Origin of the sequence: Achromobacter sp. AONIH1, assembly GCF_002902905.1 — a bacterium.
Lineage (GTDB): Bacteria > Pseudomonadota > Gammaproteobacteria > Burkholderiales > Burkholderiaceae_B > Achromobacter.
This window is the reverse complement of record NZ_CP026124.1, coordinates 1,662,218-1,677,505: the sequence shown is the minus strand read 5'-3', so window position 1 is coordinate 1,677,505 and position 15,288 is coordinate 1,662,218. Positions and strand designations below refer to the sequence as shown.

The following is a 15,288-nucleotide window of genomic DNA, read 5'->3' as shown; positions in this document are numbered from 1 at the left end:
TGGGGGGAAGCGCGCAGCGCTTCGGGGGGGGTCTACTCCATTTGACAAGATGCGGCGAACGGGTCCTGGTACTGCGTCAGCACCGTGCCCGAGAGCTTGTTCGCCGGCTTGCCGTCCGCGCCTGCCTCGATGATCCGCAGGTAGTAGTTCTGGATGGGATACTGGTTGCGGTTGAACTTGAAATCGCCGCGCACCGACTTGAAATCGGCGCGGCGCAGCGCCGGACGCAGCGTGTCCGCGTCCAGCTTGCCGCCGGTCTGGCGCACCGCGCTGTCCAGCAGCATGGCGGCGTCGTAACCCTGCGAGGCGTACAGCGTCGGCATGCGCTTGTAGGTCTTCTTGAAATCCTCGACGAACTTGCGGTTGGCGGGATTGTCCAGGTCCGCCGCCCATTGCGCGGTATTGCGCAAGCCCTTGATCGGCTCGCCCACGGCGGCGATGGTGTCCTCGTCGCCCGAGAAGCCCGGCGCCAGCAGAGCGATCTCCTGGCCCAGTCCGGCGCCATTGAACTGCTTGATGAAGTTCACGCCCATGCCGCCCGGCAGGAAAAAGAACACCGCGTCCGGCTTGCTGGCGCGCAGGCGGGTGATCTCCACGCCGTAGTCCAGCTGACCCAGCTGAGTATAGATCTCTTCGGACAGGCCACCCTTGTACAGGCGCTTGAAGCCGTTGAGCGATTCGCGCCCGCCGGGATAGTCGGGCGCGATCAGCGCCACGCGCTTGTAACCCTGGTCGGCCGCGTACTTGCCCATGGCCGCCGGAATGTCCTCATTCTGCCAGGCCACCGCGAAGAAATTCGGGTTACAGCCGGCGCCGGCGTAGTTCTCGGGGCCGGTGTTGGTGCTGAGGTAGATCGTGCCCGATTGCAGGATGGCGGGCATCACCGGCAGCAGCACGTTCGAGAACACGATGCCGGTCATCACGTCGACCTTGTCGCGCTTGAGCAAGCGCTCGACGGCCTGGCGGCCGGCGTCGGCCTTTTGCTGGTCGTCGGCCACCACCACCTCGGCCGGCAGACCGCCGAGCTTGCCGCCCGTATGTTGCAGCGCCAGATTGAAGCCGTCACGGATTTCATTGCCCAGGGCCGCGCCCGGACCCGACAAGGTGGTCAACATGCCCACCTTGACCTTGTCCGCCGCCACGGCGCCCGCCGCCGCTCCCATGCACACCAGCATGGCCAGCGCGCGCCGGCCCCAGAGATTGCGATTCATGAATCACCCCGTTTTGTCGCGCCGGCCCCGCCGGCGTCAGACTGGCAGAATCCGTCTGCCGCGGTCCGCGCATGCCGCTCGCCAGGAATCGCCAGCTTACGCGCCGCCGCGCCACGCACCAACCCGGGCCCGCCCGCGCGGGATCCCAGGCCGCTTGCGCTAGCGTAGGCCGCCCGACCGCCCCGCTCTATCCGAAAAGCGGCGGCTTTATCCGGGATTCACTTAATTCCCAATCCTTGACCTTTAAATTATTCTGGATGCGCAGGCGGGGTGTCCCGCGTTCCGGAGGCATCCATGCGCGGCGGGTCCCCCCTAGAGCTGGCGCCCTTGTTCGAGCGGCGCGTATTCAGCTCCACGCAACAGGACGAGACGCGTGCGCTCGTCTCGGAAACCCTCAAGGAACACCGGCTGACCTGGAAAGGCGGACGGGTCGACGCGCGCCTGAACCGCGGCCGCTTCGGCGCGCTGACGGTCTGTACCTTGCGCTACGGCGCCGAAGTCCAGATCGAACCCGACAAACTGCAGGATTTCATGCTGGTGCAGGTGCCGCTGCGCGGGCGCGCCCGCATCGAATGCGGCGGCGTCCGGGTGGACGCCGATCCGGCCTGTGCCGCGGTCATCGCGCCCAACCGGCCGCTGCGGCTGCATTGGGAAGCCGGCTGCGAACAACTGCTGTTGAAGATCCCGCGCGGCAAGCTGGACGCTATCGGCCAGCGCGCCTTCGGCGAGGCCGCGCTGCGGCCGCTGGACTTCAGCCCCGCGCTGCGGCTGGACAACCCGGTGGGCGCCGCCTGGCGCAGCATGATGGGCGGCCTGATCCACCTGCTGCCCACGCTGGACGACGGCGCGCCGCGCCCGCCGGCCGCCTGGCTGGACCAGCTCGAGGACACGCTGGTGCTGCACCTGCTGTACAACCAGCCCAACACCTGGCGCGGCGGGCCGGCGGCCACGCCGCCACGCCGCCTGGCGCTGGCCGAGGCCTATATGCGCGCGCACCTGGCCACGCCCATGACGCTCAAGGACATCGCCCGCCACGCCGGCGCCAGCGACACGGCGCTGACCCGGCTGTTCCAGGAACACCGCGACACCACGCCCATGAACGCGCTGCGCGCGCTGCGGCTGGATGCGGCGCGCCAGCGCCTGCTGGACGGCGCCTGCGCCAACGTCACCGAGGCGGCGCTGGCGGTGGGCTTCGGCCACCTGGGCCGGTTTTCGGAGTACTACAAGGAAAGATTCGGCGAACTGCCCAGGCAGACCTTGCGCCTGGCGCAGTGATCGCGGACGCGCGGCCCGCGCTGGCTCCAGCACCCGCCATTCGGTGCCAGATGCCGGCCCGGTAAGCGGGACGGCGGACGGCCGGAGCCCGGACCGCCGGGCCGACGCGACAGGCCGCCCGGCGCGTTGAACAGGATCAGGCCGGCACGACGGCCGTGACTTCGATCTCGACCTTGGCGCGGTCCTCGACCAGGTCCGCGACCTCCACCGCCGTCATGGCCGGGAAATGCCGGCCGATCAGTTCGCGGTAGTGCTTGCCGATGGCCGGATAGGCCGCCACGTATTCGTTCTTGTCGGTGACGTACCAGGTCATGCGCACGATGTGCTCCGGCTTGGCGCCGCCCTCGGCCAGGATGGCGACGATGTTCGCCAGGGTCTGGCGCACCTGGTCCGCCAGGTCATCCGACTCGAATTGCTGCTGTCCGTTCCAGCCGACCTGGCCGCCCACGAACACCAGCTTGCTGCCCACCGTCATCTCGGCGAGGATTCCATTTGAATAGCCACGGGGCGCCATCCAATCCGGCGGTTGCAGAATCTTCATAACGTCTCATCCTATTATCAAAAAACTCAGTGAAGTAAGGCTGGCGCGCGCTCAGGCGGCGGGCGCCAGATAGGCCCGCATCCGCTCGCGCAGATCGTCGGGCAGGGGCGTGGACTTCATGCTGCGCAAGTCCACGGTCACGATGGTCAGGGTCGCCGACAGCCGCAACTGCCCGTCCGGCCCTTCGAAACGCACCAGCGCCTTGAACGAGGCGCCGCCGATGCGCTGCACCTCCAGCGTCTGGCGCAGCCGTTCATGCCAGCGGCTGGGCGCGGTGAAGTCGCACTGCACCGAGGCCGTGGGCGTGCCGATCCGGCGCTCCACGTGCAGCGCATGGAAAGGCAAGCCCATGCCCTTGTCGAACCATTCCTCGACGAAATCGTTGATCATCTCGAAATAGCGCGGATAGAACACGATGCCGGCCGGATCGCAATGGCGGAACCGCACCTCCACCTGGCTGACGAACGGATTTCCCATGTTGGCTCCTGTTTGCCTTGTCGCCGCTCAGGCCATCTTGCGCAGCGCGAAGCGCTGCAGCTTGCCGGTCTCGGTGCGCGGCAGCGCATCCACGAATTCGATGGCGCGCGGGTACTTGTAGGGCGCGATATTGGCCTTGACGAAGGCCTGCAGCTCGGCCACCAGCGCATCGCCCGGCTCGAAGCCCGGCTTGAGCACCACGAAGGCCTTGACCACCTGGCCGCGCTCGTCGCAGGGCGCGCCGACCACGCCGCACTCGGCCACGGCCGGATGGCGCAGCAGGGCGTCCTCGACCTCGGGACCGGCGATGTTGTAGCCCGCCGACACGATCATGTCGTCGTTGCGCGCCTGGTAAAAGAGATAGCCGTCGTCGTCCTGCACGAAGGTGTCGCCCGGCAGGTTCCAGCCAGCCTGCACGAATCGGCGCTGGCGCTCGTCGGCCAGGTATCGGCAGCCCGTGGGGCCCTTGATGGCCAGCCGGCCGGCGGTGCCGTTGGGCAGCGGATTCATGTCGTCGTCCACGATCTGCGCGATGTAGCCCGGCACCACGCGGCCGATGGCGCCGCGCCGCACCTCGTCCGGCGGGCTGGACACGAACACGTGGATCATCTCGGTGCCGCCGATGCCGTCGATCATCTCCAGGCCGCTGGCCTGCTTCCACAGCTGGCGGGTGGCGTCGGGCAGGGCCTCGCCCGCCGACACGCTCTTCTTGAGCGAGGACAGGTCATACTTGCCGGCCAGCGCCGCCATCTGGCGATAGAAGGTGGGCGCGGTGAACACGATGGTGGCGCGGAAATCCTGGATCAGCTGCAGCAAGCTGTCGGGCGACAGCTTCTCGGCCAGCACCGTGCTGGCGCCCACGCGCAGCGGGAAGCACAGCAGGCCGCCCAGGCCGAAGGTGAAGGCCAGCGGCGGCGTGCCGCAGAACACATCGTCCGGTCCCGGCTTGATCACGTGCTTGGGAAACAGGTCGCACATGGCCAGCACGTCGCGATGGAAGTGCATGCAGCCCTTGGGCGCGCCGGTGGTGCCGCTGGTGAAGGCGATCAGGCAGACGTCGTCGGCCGAGGTGTCGCAGGCCTGGAAATCGTCGGCCTTGGTCGCGGCCAGCGCGTCCAGCGAGGCCGGCCCCTGGTCGTTGAAATACACGACCTGCCGCAGGCCGGCGCAATGGTGTTCATGGTCCTTCTGCAGGCAGAACTCGGCCTCGTCCTTCAGGCGCACGTCGCACAGCGCCGCCTGAATCTGCGCCTTGTCGATGATCTGCTTGAGTTCCTTGGCGCGCAGCAGCGGCATGGTGGGCACGGTGACCAGGCCGGCCTTGATGGCGGCCAACCAGGAGGCCGCCATCATGGGATTGTTCGGGCCGCGCAGCAGCAGCCGGTTGCCCGGCACCAGCTTCATGTCCTCGACCAGCACATGGGCGATGCGGTTGGTCAGCGCCGCCAGCTCGCCGTAGGTCATGGCCGCGGGCTTGCCGTCCTGGGACCAGCGCAACGCCACGCGCTCGCCATGGCCGCGTTCGACCATGGCGTCCACCAGTTCCACCGCGCAGTTCATGCGCTTAGGATAGGCCACGTCGGGGCCGTCGAGCAGGAATTCAGGCCATAGCTCGCCCGGGGGCAGGTTATCCCGGGCGAAAGTGTCGATGTGGGCGGATGTTTCCATGAAAACCCCTTGCCGTCTGTGCTGTGTGGTTTGGTGGCGTGGCCTGGTCCCGCGGGCGCTCTGCGGCGTCCGTCAGGATTTCAGTAGTTCACGGGCAATGATCAATTTCTGGACTTCGGTGGCGCCCTCGTAGATGCGCAGCGCCCGGATCTCGCGGTACAGCTTTTCCACCGGCATGCCGGAGACCACGCCCGCGCCGCCGAACATCTGCAGCGCGCGGTCGATCACGGCCTGGGCCGATTCGGTGGCGGTCATCTTGGCCATCGCCGCCTCGCGCGTGGTGCGCTGCTTCTGCACGTCGCGCATCCAGGCGGCGCGGTAGGCCAGCAGCGCCGAGGAATCGATGGCGGTGGCCATGTCGCCCAGCGCCGCCTGCGTCAGCTGCAGGTCGGCCAGGGTCTGGCCGAACATGCGGCGCGACCTGGCCCGTTCCAGCCCCTCGTCCAGCGCGCGACGGGCGAAGCCCAGCGCCGCCGCCGCCACCGAGGCGCGGAAGATGTCCAGCGTCATCATGGCCAGCTTGAAGCCCTGCCCCGGCTCGCCCAGCCGCTGTGCGACGGGGATGCGGCAGTTGTCGAAAGTGATCGTGGCCAGCGGGTGCGGGGCGATCAGGTCGATGCGCTCGCTGACCTCGAAGCCCGGGGTGTCGGCGTCCACGACAAAGGCGCTGATGCCGCGCGCGCCCGGCGCCTCGCCGGTGCGCGCGAACACGCAGTAGAAGTCGGCGATGCCGCCGTTGGAGATCCAGGTCTTGGCGCCGTTGAGCACATAGGCGTCGCCGTCCAGCCGGGCTTCGCAGGCCAGCGCGGCCACGTCGGAACCGGCCTCGGGTTCGGACAGCGCGAAGGCGGCGATGGCCTCGCCGCGCGCCACGCGCGGCAGGTAGCGCGCGCGCAGCGCATCGGAACCCATCAGCGAGATCGCGCCGCTGCCCAGGCCCTGCATGGCGAAGGCGAAGTCCGCCAGCCCTTCATGGCGCGCGAGCGTTTCGCGCAGGATGCAGACCGAGCGCGAATCGACCTCGGGCAATGCGCCGCCCCAGGCGCCGTCGGGACCGCCGGCGACCGCGTAGCGCAGCCAGCCTGCCTCGCCCATGGCCTTGACCAGCTTGCGGCAGGCGGCGTCCGCGTCATGGTGATCGACTTCGCCCAGCGAACGCTCGCACCAGGCGTCGACCTCGTGCGCCAGGACGCGGTGCCGTTCCTCGAAAAACGGCCAATCCAGCCAGCTTGCATCTCTCATATCAACTCTCCGTAGCGCTACGCGGCATCTGCATCGCTAAAAACAGGTGTGGCTCAATCGCGGCTGCGCGGAGCCGGCTTTGCCGGTCCGCAGCAGCGCCCCCTGGAGGGGGAGCGCGTAGCGCTCGGGGGTGGGCCTCTCTCTTCAGTTTCCTTCGAATATCGGCTTTTGCTTGGCGACGAACGCTTCATAAGCGCGATGGAAATCGCGCGTCTGCATGCAGATCGCCTGGGCCTCGGCCTCGGCCTCGATGGCCTCGTCCACGCCCATGTTCCATTCCTGGTGCAGCAGCTTCTTGGTCACGCCATGGGCGAAGGTCGGGCCGGCGGCCAGCTGCGCGGCCAGCGCCTGGGCGGCGTCGAGCAGCCCGGCGCCATCGTGCAGCGCGTTGAAGAAGCCCCAGCTGGCGCCTTCTTCGGCCGTCATGGCGCGGCCGGTGTACAGCAGTTCCGACGCGCGGCCCTGGCCGATCATGCGCGGCAGCAGCGTGCAGGCGCCCATGTCCGCGCCGGCCAGGCCGACGCGGGTGAACAGGAAGGCGGTGCGCGCGGCAGGCGTGCCCAGGCGCATGTCCGAGGCCAGCGCGATCATGGCGCCGGCGCCGGCGCAGATGCCGTCCACCGCCGCCACGATGGGCTGCGGGCAGGCGCGCATGGCCTTGACCAGATCGCCCGTCATGCGGGTGAAGTCCAGCAGCTCGGGCATGCTCATCCTGGTCAGCGGGCCGATGATCTCGTGCACGTCGCCGCCGGAGCAGAAATTGCCGCCCGCGCCCGTCACCACCACGACCTTGATGTCGGTGGCGTAGACCAGCGCGCGGAACAGGTCGCGCAGCTCGGCATAGGAATCGAAGGTCAGCGGATTCTTGCGCTCGGGCCGGTTCAGCGTGATGGTGGCGACCTTGCCGTCCGCAGACACCTGCCACAGGAACGTCTTCGCCTGGTAGCCGGCGAGCGGACGCTTGTGGTGCTTCATGCTGTGTTCTTCGGTCTGCGTGCTCATGGTGTCTCCGTTTCTGTATGCAAGGGGTGGGCGCCGGCTCAGCCGGTCATCACTTCGCCGCCGTCCACGGCGATGGCCTGGCCATTGATCGAGGCGCTGGCCGGCAGGGCCAGCCAGGCGACCGTCTCGGCCACTTCCTCGGGCTGCACCAGGCGGCCCTGCGGGTTGCGCTCGGCCAGCTTGGCGCGGGCGGCGTCCGGCGTCATGCCGGTCTTGTCGACGATGTTGGCGACGGCGCCGCGCACGATGTCGGTCTCGGTGTAGCCGGGGCAGACCGCGTTCACGGTCACGCCCTTGCTCGCGGTTTCCAGCGCCAGCGAGCGCGTCAGGCCGATCACGCCGTGCTTGGCGGCGCAATAGGCGCTGACATAGGCGTAGCCGATCAGGCCGGCGGTGCTGGCGACGTTGATCACCCGGCCCCAGCCCGCCGCCAGCATGCCCGGCAGCGCCGCCTGGACGCAGTGGAAGGTGCCGGTCAGATTGACCGCCAGCATGTTCTGCCACAGCGCGGCGTCGGTGCGCTCGAACTTCTGGCTGACCGCCTGGCCGGCGTTGTTCACCAGGATGTGCACCGGGCCGAAGGCGGCCTCGGCCTGCGCGAAGGCCTGCCATACCGAGGCTTCGTCGGCGATATCGGCGCTGACGGCCTGGGCCTGGCCCAGGCTCGCCAGCCCCCCGACGGCGCTGTCCAGCGCCGCGCCATCGCGGCCCAGCAGCGTGACGCGGGCGCCGCGCGCCAGCAGCGCGCGGGCGCAGGCCAGGCCGATGCCTCGGGCGCCGCCCGTCACCAGCGCATGGCGGCCCGCCAGGGGCAATGCAAGTTCACTCATTTGACGTCCAGTTGCGCCATGGCGGCGGCGCGCTCGAAGTTGGTTTCCAGCTGGCGCTTGCCGGCGAAATATTGGCTGGGCCAGGTCACGTCACGATAGCCCACGCGGGCGGCTTCGCGCAGCGTCCAGGACGCGTCGGCCAGGTGCGGACGGGCCAGCGCGCACAGGTCGGCGCGGCCGGACGCGATGATGGCGTTGGCGTGGTCGGCCTCGAAGATCGCGCCCACGGCGATGGTGGGAATGCCGGCTTCGTTGCGCACGCGGTCGGCGAAGGGCGTCTGGAACATGCGGCCGTAGACGGGCTTCTCGGCCTTGCTGACCTGGCCGGACGAGCAGTCGATCATGTCGGCGCCGGCGGCCTTGAAGCGGCGCGCGATCTCGACCGCGTCGTCGGGGGTGATGCCGCCCTCGACCCAGTCGTGCGCCGAGATCCGCACCGACATGGGCTTGTCCTCGGGCCAGGCGGCGCGCACCGCGTGGAACACTTCCAGCGGATAGCGCAGCCGGTTCTCCAGGCTGCCGCCATATTCGTCGTCGCGCTGGTTGGTCAGGGGCGAGATGAAGCTGGACAGCAGATAGCCGTGGGCGCAGTGCAGCTCCAGCCAGTCGAAACCGGCGGCGACGGCCCGCCGGGTGGCGGCCACGAAGTTGTCGCGCACCTGATCCATGTCGGCGCGCGTCATGGCGCGCGGCGTCTGCGACACGCCCTCGATATAGGGCAGCGCCGAGGCCGACAGCAGCGGCCAGTTGCCTTCGGCCAGCGGATGGTCGATCTTCTGCCAGCCCAGCTGGGTCGAGCCCTTGCGGCCGGCATGGCCGATCTGCACGCCGATGCGGGCGTCGCTGTTGCCGTGCACGAAGTCCACGATGCGGGTGAAAGCGCGCGCCTGCTCGTCATTCCACAGGCCGGGGCATCCCGGGGTGATGCGCGCGTCGGGCGAAACGCAGGTCATCTCCACCATCACCAGGCCGGCGCCGCCCATGGCGCGGCCGCCCAGATGCACCAGGTGGAAATCGCCCGGCACGCCGTCCTGGCAGGAGTACATGGCCATGGGCGAAACCATGATGCGGTTCTTGAGCCGCACGCCGCGCGCCTGATAGGGCGTGAGCATCGGCATGGCCGGACGCTGGCCGGCCGGGGCCGGCGCGCCGGCGCGCTCGGCGATCCAGCGCTCGAAGCCTTCCAGCCAGGCCGGATCGCGCAGCCGCAGGTTCTCGTGCGAAATACGCTGCGAGCGGGTCAGCAGCGAGTAGGCGAACTGCTCCGGCTCCAGGCCGGCGTAGCGCTTGACGTTCTCGAACCATTCGGTGGAGTTGCGGGCGGCGTTCTGGATCTTCAGCACTTCCACGCTGCGCACTTCCTCGTAGTGCTTCAAGCCGTGTTCCACGCTGCCTTCGGCGCCGCTCAGGCAGCGCGCCAGCTCGATGGAATCCTCCAGCGCCAGCTTGGTGCCCGAGCCGATGGAGAAGTGGGCGGTGTGGGCGGCGTCGCCCATCAGCACCACCGGCACGCGGCGCTCGCCGCGGGCGGTGTCCAGCGTGTTCCAGTGCACCCAGGTGTTGCAGATGACGCGCGGGAAGCGGATCCAGATGGCCGAGCCGCGCAGGTGCGATGCGTTGCTGACCAGCGGATTGCCGTCCAGCCAGGGCGCGAACAGCTTTTCGCAATAGGCGATGCCCTCTTCCTGGCTCATCTGCTCGATGCCGGCGGCCTGCCAGGTTTCCTCGGGCGTTTCCACGATGAAGGTGGACATGCCGTCTTCGTAGCGGTAGGCGTGCGCCTGGAACCAGCCGTGCTCGGTCTGCACAAAGGCGAAGGTGAAAGCGTCGAAGACCTTTTTCGTGCCCAGCCAGACGAAGCGGCAGTTGCGCTGGTCGATGTCGGGGCGGAAGGTGTCGGCGTAGCGGGTACGGACCTGGCTGTTGATGCCGTCCGAGGCGATCACCAGGTCGGCGTCATATTCGCGCGCGATGGCCTGGTCGTCCTGGATGAACTGTTCGAACACCAGCTTGACGCCCACCTCCTCGCAGCGCGCCTGCAGGATGTTCAGCAGCTTCTTGCGGCCGATGCCGATGAAGCCATGGCCGCCGCTGCGCAGGCTGCGACCCTTGAAGTGGATGTCGATGTCGTCCCAGTGGTTGAAGGCGTCGCCGATGGTCTGGGCGGACACCGGATCGGCCTCGCGCAGGTTCTGCATGGTGGCGTCGGAAAACACCACGCCCCAACCGAAGGTGTCATATGGGCGGTTGCGCTCGATCACCGTGACTTCGTTGGCGGGATCCTGCAACTTCATGAGCAGACCGAAATACAGGCCGGCGGGACCGCCGCCGATGCAGACTATTTTCATTTCCGTATGCACTCCATGGTGTGCGACGGGCGCTCTGGGTGTGCAGGAGCGGGGGCCGCAGATATTTAGGTCTGGATAGTTTAGGCTTGAAATATATACCCGAAATTGACCTATCGCAAATGGGGAAAGCGACTAGTCCGGATATCAAATGGGGACGAATTGCCGCGACCGGCAACCCGTCGGGAAGGCGTGGAGGGGCGCTGCCTGGCGGGAACGGCACAAGGGCGGGACCAGGCCCGCCCTTGCGTTCAAGCTGCCGCTAGTACCGACCGCGCAGCCACTGCTCCAGGTCGTTGGCCGGCAAGGGCGGCGAAAACAGGAAGCCCTGCCCCGCCGCGCAGCCCTGCTCGATCAGGAAGCGCCGCTGCTCTTCGTTCTCGATCCCCTCGGCCACGACGGGCAGGCTCAGGCTCTCGCCGATGCGGATCACGGCGCTGGTCAGCGCGCGCGCCGCGTCGTCGCTCTCCAGGCCCTGCACGAAGCTGCGGTCCAGCTTGAGCTCGTCGACGATCAACCGGCGCAGGTGCCCCAGGCTGGAATAGCCGGTGCCGAAATCATCCATGGACAGGCGCACGCCCAGGCGATGCAGCTCGGCGATGGTGCGCAGCGTGCCGGCGGTGGCGTCCAGCACCACGCCCTCGGTGATTTCCAGCATCAGGTCGCCCGGCGCCAGGCCGAATTCCGCCAGCGTCGCCGCGATCATCCGGGGCAGGTTCAGATTGTGGAAGTTGGTGGCCGACAGGTTCACCGACACCGAAGGCACCCGCAGGCCGTTGTGACGCCAGGTCGCCAGCTGCGAGCAGGCCTCGCGCAGCGCCCAGTCGCCCAGGTCGCCGATCAGCCCGCACTCCTCGGCCAGCGGCACGAAGCGCGCCGGCGAGATCTCGCCCAGCGTCGGATGGCGCCAGCGGGCCAGCGCCTCGACGCCGTACAGGCTGCCGTTCCTGAGCCCGACCTGCGGCTGGTAGTGCAACCGCAGCGCGCGGCCTTCCAGCGCATCGCGCAGGGCCGCCTCCAGCGCCAGGCGTTCCTGCGCCTGCCGGTTCATCTCGGCGCTGAAGAAGGAGATGCGGTTGCGGCCGGCGGTCTTGGCCTGGTACATGGCCATATCGGCGTGGCGCAGCAGCGTGTCCATGTCGCGCCCGTTTTCCGGGAAGACGCTGATGCCGATGCTGACCGAGGGATTGAGCGTGATGCCGCCCACGCCGAAGGGCTGCGCCAGCGCCACCAGGATGTGCTCGGCGGCGGCGGTCAGCCGGCCATGCTCGAAATCGGGCAGCAGCATGACGAACTCGTCGCCCGACAGCCGGCCGACGATGTCGGTGGCGCGCGCCAGCCGCCGCAGCCGCAGCGCGACCTCGCGCAGCAGCGCGTCGCCGATGGGATGCCCCAGCGTGTCGTTGACCTGCTTGAAGCGGTCCAGGTCCAGGAACAGCACCGCCACGCGCTTGCGCTCGGCCTCGGCGCGGGCGATGGCCTGCTCGGACTGGGCCAGCAACAGATTGCGGTTGGGCAGCCCGGTCAATTCGTCGTAGAAGGCCAGCTGGCGGATGCGGGCGCGCGCTTCCTCGCGCTCCAGCGCCAGCGCGCACAGGTAGACGCAGACATCCACCAGGCGGTGATGAAAGTCGTCGGGCAGCCGGCGCTCGCGGAAATAGAAGCCGAAAGTGCCGATGACGCGACCATCGCTGGACTTGATCGGCGAGGACCAGCAGGACTTGATGTCCTCCGGCAGCGGCAGGTGGCGATAGCCGTCCCACAGCGGATCGGTGGCGATATCCGGCACGATGACCGGCCGGCCCAGGAAGGCGGAAGTGCCGCAGGCGCCGCATTGCGGACCGATGGGCTCGCCGTCCAGCGCGTCGCTGAACGCCGGCGGCAGGCTGGGCGCGGCCAGCGGCCGCAGCCGCCCGGCATCGTCCACCCGCAGCACGGTGGTCAGCACCTCGGGCGCCAGGCGTTCGACCTCGCGGCACACCATGTTCATCACTTCGGTGACAGATGCCTCGTTGACCATGGCCTGCAGCACGCGGCGCTGCAGCACCTCATGCACCTTGGTCGGGGTGATATCGGTCAGCACATCCACCACGTTGACCAGCGTGCCGCGCTCGTCGAACACGGAGTTGGCCATGACAGACACCCATAGCGGCTTGCCGGCGCGATCGTAGACCAGCACGTCCTTGTGGTAGCCCTCGCGGCAGGCGATGCGGCGATCCAGCTCTTCGCGCGTGCCGCCATCCGGCCGGCCGCCGGCCAGCAGTTCGCCCAGCTCCTGATTGACCGCGTCGGCGCGGCCGAAGCCGAGCATGCGGTGAAAGCCCTCGTTGACGTAGACGATGCGGCCGTCCGGGCCGGACACGGCCACGGCGTTGCCGGTCTCGTTGATGCCCAGCAGCAGCAGGCGCACCTCTTCCTGCCGCTCTGCGTCGGCGATGGACTTGCGCGAGACGACCGAGATGCGCTCGACTTCGCCGGCCGGATTGATCTGCGGCAGGTAGGTGGCCTCGATCCACAGCGCGCCGCCATTGCGGCGGCGGTAGCGGCAGGTGCCGGAGAAGTGTTCGCCGCGGCGCAGCCGGGCCCAGATCTGTTCGGCGCTGGCGATGCCCTTGCCCTCGTCCATGCTGTCGCACAACATGTCGTGGCGCAGGGTCAGCGCCTCGTCGCTGGCGTAGCCCATGGCCGCCAGGAAATTCGCATTCGTACTCAACACGGAGCCGGCCGGGTCGAAGTCGAACAGCAGCAGCGCCCGATCCATCGATGCCAGGTAGCTGCCCGTTCGCCACGCGTCCGCTTCTGGAACCGCGTCGGGAACGCCCAGATGAGAATCAAGCATATGAGGCTCCAATACCGGAATACAGCAGTTCCGGAGTCATTCAGCGCCGGGGGTATATCCAAGGGCGACGCGGTCGCGTCCGTCCTGCTTGGCCAGGTACAGGGCCTGGTCCGCGCGGCTGAGCGTTTCTGAAAAGGTCTCTCCCAGCTGATGGCACGACATGCCGATGCTGACCGTGAGCCTGAGCGCCTCGCCGCCCACGTCGATGACCATGGCGCGGACCTCGCCGACCAGCCTGTCCATGACGGCCTGCGCCGCCTCCGGCCCGGTATTGGGCAGCAGCACCAGGAACTCCTCGCCGCCCCAGCGGCCGCACAGGTCGTACTCGCGCAGGCCGTGGCGCAGCACCCTGGCCAGCTCGACCAGGGCGCGGTCGCCGGCCTCGTGGCCGTAGCGGTCATTGACCGCCTTGAAATGATCCACGTCCAGCATGCCCACGACGAAGGGCTGGCCGCCGCGCGCGACGCGCTGCACCTCCTGCTTGATCGTCTCCATCAGGGCGCGGCGGTTCAACAGGCCGGTCAGGGGGTCGCGGCTGGACGTTTCCTCGAGCGCGGCGTTCAGGTCGCGCATCATGCTCTGGTAGTGATCGGAGATGCGGGCGATGCGGGTCAGCCGGCGCAATTGCCGGTCGAAGCGGTCGCACAGGCCGATCTCGCGCTCATGCGCCATGGTCTGGTAGGCATCCGACAACTGGGTCACGCGCTCGATCCGCGCCATCTGGTCGGCGGTATGGCGCCACAGCGCCTCCAATGCCTCGCGCAGCGGATGCCCGACATGGGCGGGATCCGCCAACAATTCGGCGATGCGCTGGTCCAGGTCGGCGTTGCCTGCTTTCATTGGCGGCCGATAACCGAGAAGGGAAAGGTGCAGTCTTCCTTGAATTCCTCGGCCAGTTCGCCGACGCGCTCGTTGCGCATGTCGTAGAACCAGGTGACGCCAACCTGGCGGCCCTTGCCGTGGGCGGATTCCAGCACGTCGAAGATATCCATCATGGACTTGATGCTGCTTGTGTTCAGGTACAGCAGTTCCAGTTCCAGGTTGAGCGGCGCGCTAGCTCCCAGCAGATAGGATTCCACCCACTCGATCACCGGGCCGAACAGCTCGAACGAGTTTTCAGGATAGGAATCGCCGCGCATGGTCAGCAGGCCCCGCGCCGGATCCGCGGTGATGGCGGGCGTGGACTGGGTCCCGGGAATGTTCAGGTCTTTCATCAATAGCTCCGATGGGCCCCGTCGCGGACGCGGGCGGCTGGGTCCGGCGCATGGGGCCTGTTCAATTGGGAATCCGTGGGCATGGCGGCGTTCAGATCACCGCGCTCAGGCTGAAGAAGGCTGTGCCTTCGCCGGCGGCCGGCGTCAGGCTGGCCTCCATCGGCGCGCCCGAGCGCCGGGCGATGTCGATCAGCCCAAGGCCCGCGCCCGAGGCCACGCCCTGGGCCCGGGGCTTGTGCAACTGCGCCTTGTAGGCGGCCTTGAGCTCGGCCTTGTCCAGGGCAGCCAGCTCCTGGACGCGCGCCACCAGGGCGTTGCCGTCCTCGATCCGCACCAGGTTGCCAGCCGACACCACGTAACGGCTTTCGTCGCGGCGGCCGATGACCACCGTGGCGCAGGCGTCGGTGTCGCCGTTCTGGGCGGCGTACTGGCGGATGTTCTGGATCATTTCGATATAGACCGAGAACACGTCCATGGCCTCCGCCGGCCGGGCGTGCTCGACATTCAGGTAGTTCTTCAGCGCGTTGCCGATTTCTTCGATCAGGCTGCGGGAGATCGGCCCGTTGAAGCACAACAGGGTCCGGTTCTGGTTGAACCGCTCGCCCAAGGCGTACAGATCGGAGGCATTCATGGAAGTTGGCGCC

13 protein-coding genes are annotated in these 15,288 nt (G+C 68.1%); 1 reads left to right on the top strand and 12 read right to left on the bottom strand.

What is annotated here, in order from left to right; genetic code table 11:
- Positions 1 to 32: 32 nt before the first annotated feature.
- Complete coding sequence (locus C2U31_RS07705) at positions 33 to 1,211, bottom strand: ABC transporter substrate-binding protein (protein WP_103272308.1); 1,179 nt, start codon at positions 1,209 to 1,211, stop codon at positions 33 to 35.
- A gap of 294 nt (positions 1,212 to 1,505) precedes the next feature.
- Here C2U31_RS07705 and C2U31_RS07700 point away from each other — a divergent pair, with 294 nt between their 5' ends.
- Positions 1,506 to 2,486, top strand: a complete 981-nt coding sequence (locus C2U31_RS07700) for an AraC family transcriptional regulator (RefSeq protein WP_103272307.1) — start codon at positions 1,506 to 1,508, stop codon at positions 2,484 to 2,486.
- A gap of 136 nt (positions 2,487 to 2,622) precedes the next feature.
- Here C2U31_RS07700 and C2U31_RS07695 read toward each other — a convergent pair whose 3' ends face one another.
- The 11 genes from C2U31_RS07695 to siaB all read right to left on the bottom strand — a co-directional run bounded on the left by C2U31_RS07695 (position 2,623) and on the right by siaB (position 15,275).
- Positions 2,623 to 3,027, bottom strand: coding sequence for a RidA family protein (locus C2U31_RS07695; protein ID WP_103272306.1), 405 nt, complete (start codon positions 3,025 to 3,027; stop codon positions 2,623 to 2,625).
- 51 nt (positions 3,028 to 3,078) lie between these two features.
- Positions 3,079 to 3,504 (bottom strand): thioesterase family protein, encoded by a 426-nt coding sequence (locus C2U31_RS07690; protein WP_103272305.1) that lies wholly within the window; start codon positions 3,502 to 3,504, stop codon positions 3,079 to 3,081.
- A gap of 27 nt (positions 3,505 to 3,531) precedes the next feature.
- Complete coding sequence (locus C2U31_RS07685) at positions 3,532 to 5,172, bottom strand: AMP-binding protein (RefSeq protein WP_103272304.1); 1,641 nt, start codon at positions 5,170 to 5,172, stop codon at positions 3,532 to 3,534.
- A gap of 72 nt (positions 5,173 to 5,244) precedes the next feature.
- Complete coding sequence (locus C2U31_RS07680; RefSeq protein WP_103272303.1) at positions 5,245 to 6,414, bottom strand: acyl-CoA dehydrogenase family protein; 1,170 nt, start codon at positions 6,412 to 6,414, stop codon at positions 5,245 to 5,247.
- A 144-nt stretch (positions 6,415 to 6,558) separates the two neighbouring features.
- Positions 6,559 to 7,416 carry an enoyl-CoA hydratase family protein gene (locus C2U31_RS07675; RefSeq protein ID WP_103272302.1) on the bottom strand — a complete coding sequence of 286 codons (858 nt, stop codon included), beginning with the start codon at positions 7,414 to 7,416 and terminating at the stop codon, positions 6,559 to 6,561.
- 38 nt (positions 7,417 to 7,454) lie between these two features.
- Complete coding sequence (locus C2U31_RS07670) at positions 7,455 to 8,246, bottom strand: SDR family NAD(P)-dependent oxidoreductase (RefSeq protein ID WP_103272301.1); 792 nt, start codon at positions 8,244 to 8,246, stop codon at positions 7,455 to 7,457.
- Positions 8,243 to 10,594 (bottom strand): bifunctional salicylyl-CoA 5-hydroxylase/oxidoreductase, encoded by a 2,352-nt coding sequence (locus C2U31_RS07665; RefSeq protein WP_103272300.1) that lies wholly within the window; start codon positions 10,592 to 10,594, stop codon positions 8,243 to 8,245. Before C2U31_RS07665 ends, C2U31_RS07670 begins: the two co-directional genes overlap by 4 nt.
- A 259-nt stretch (positions 10,595 to 10,853) precedes the next feature.
- A complete protein-coding gene (locus C2U31_RS07660; protein ID WP_103272299.1) occupies positions 10,854 to 13,430 on the bottom strand; it encodes an EAL domain-containing protein in 2,577 nt (858 codons plus the stop codon).
- 36 nt (positions 13,431 to 13,466) lie between these two features.
- A complete protein-coding gene (siaD, locus tag C2U31_RS07655) occupies positions 13,467 to 14,270 on the bottom strand; it encodes a biofilm regulation diguanylate cyclase SiaD (protein WP_103272298.1) in 804 nt (267 codons plus the stop codon).
- Positions 14,267 to 14,644, bottom strand: coding sequence for a biofilm regulation phosphoprotein SiaC (gene siaC, locus C2U31_RS07650; RefSeq protein ID WP_103272297.1), 378 nt, complete (start codon positions 14,642 to 14,644; stop codon positions 14,267 to 14,269). Before siaC ends, siaD begins: the two co-directional genes overlap by 4 nt.
- Before the next feature lie 91 nt (positions 14,645 to 14,735).
- Entirely contained in the window at positions 14,736 to 15,275 is a 540-nt protein-coding gene (gene siaB, locus C2U31_RS07645) for a biofilm regulation protein kinase SiaB (protein WP_103272296.1), read from the bottom strand.
- Positions 15,276 to 15,288 lie beyond the last annotated feature (13 nt).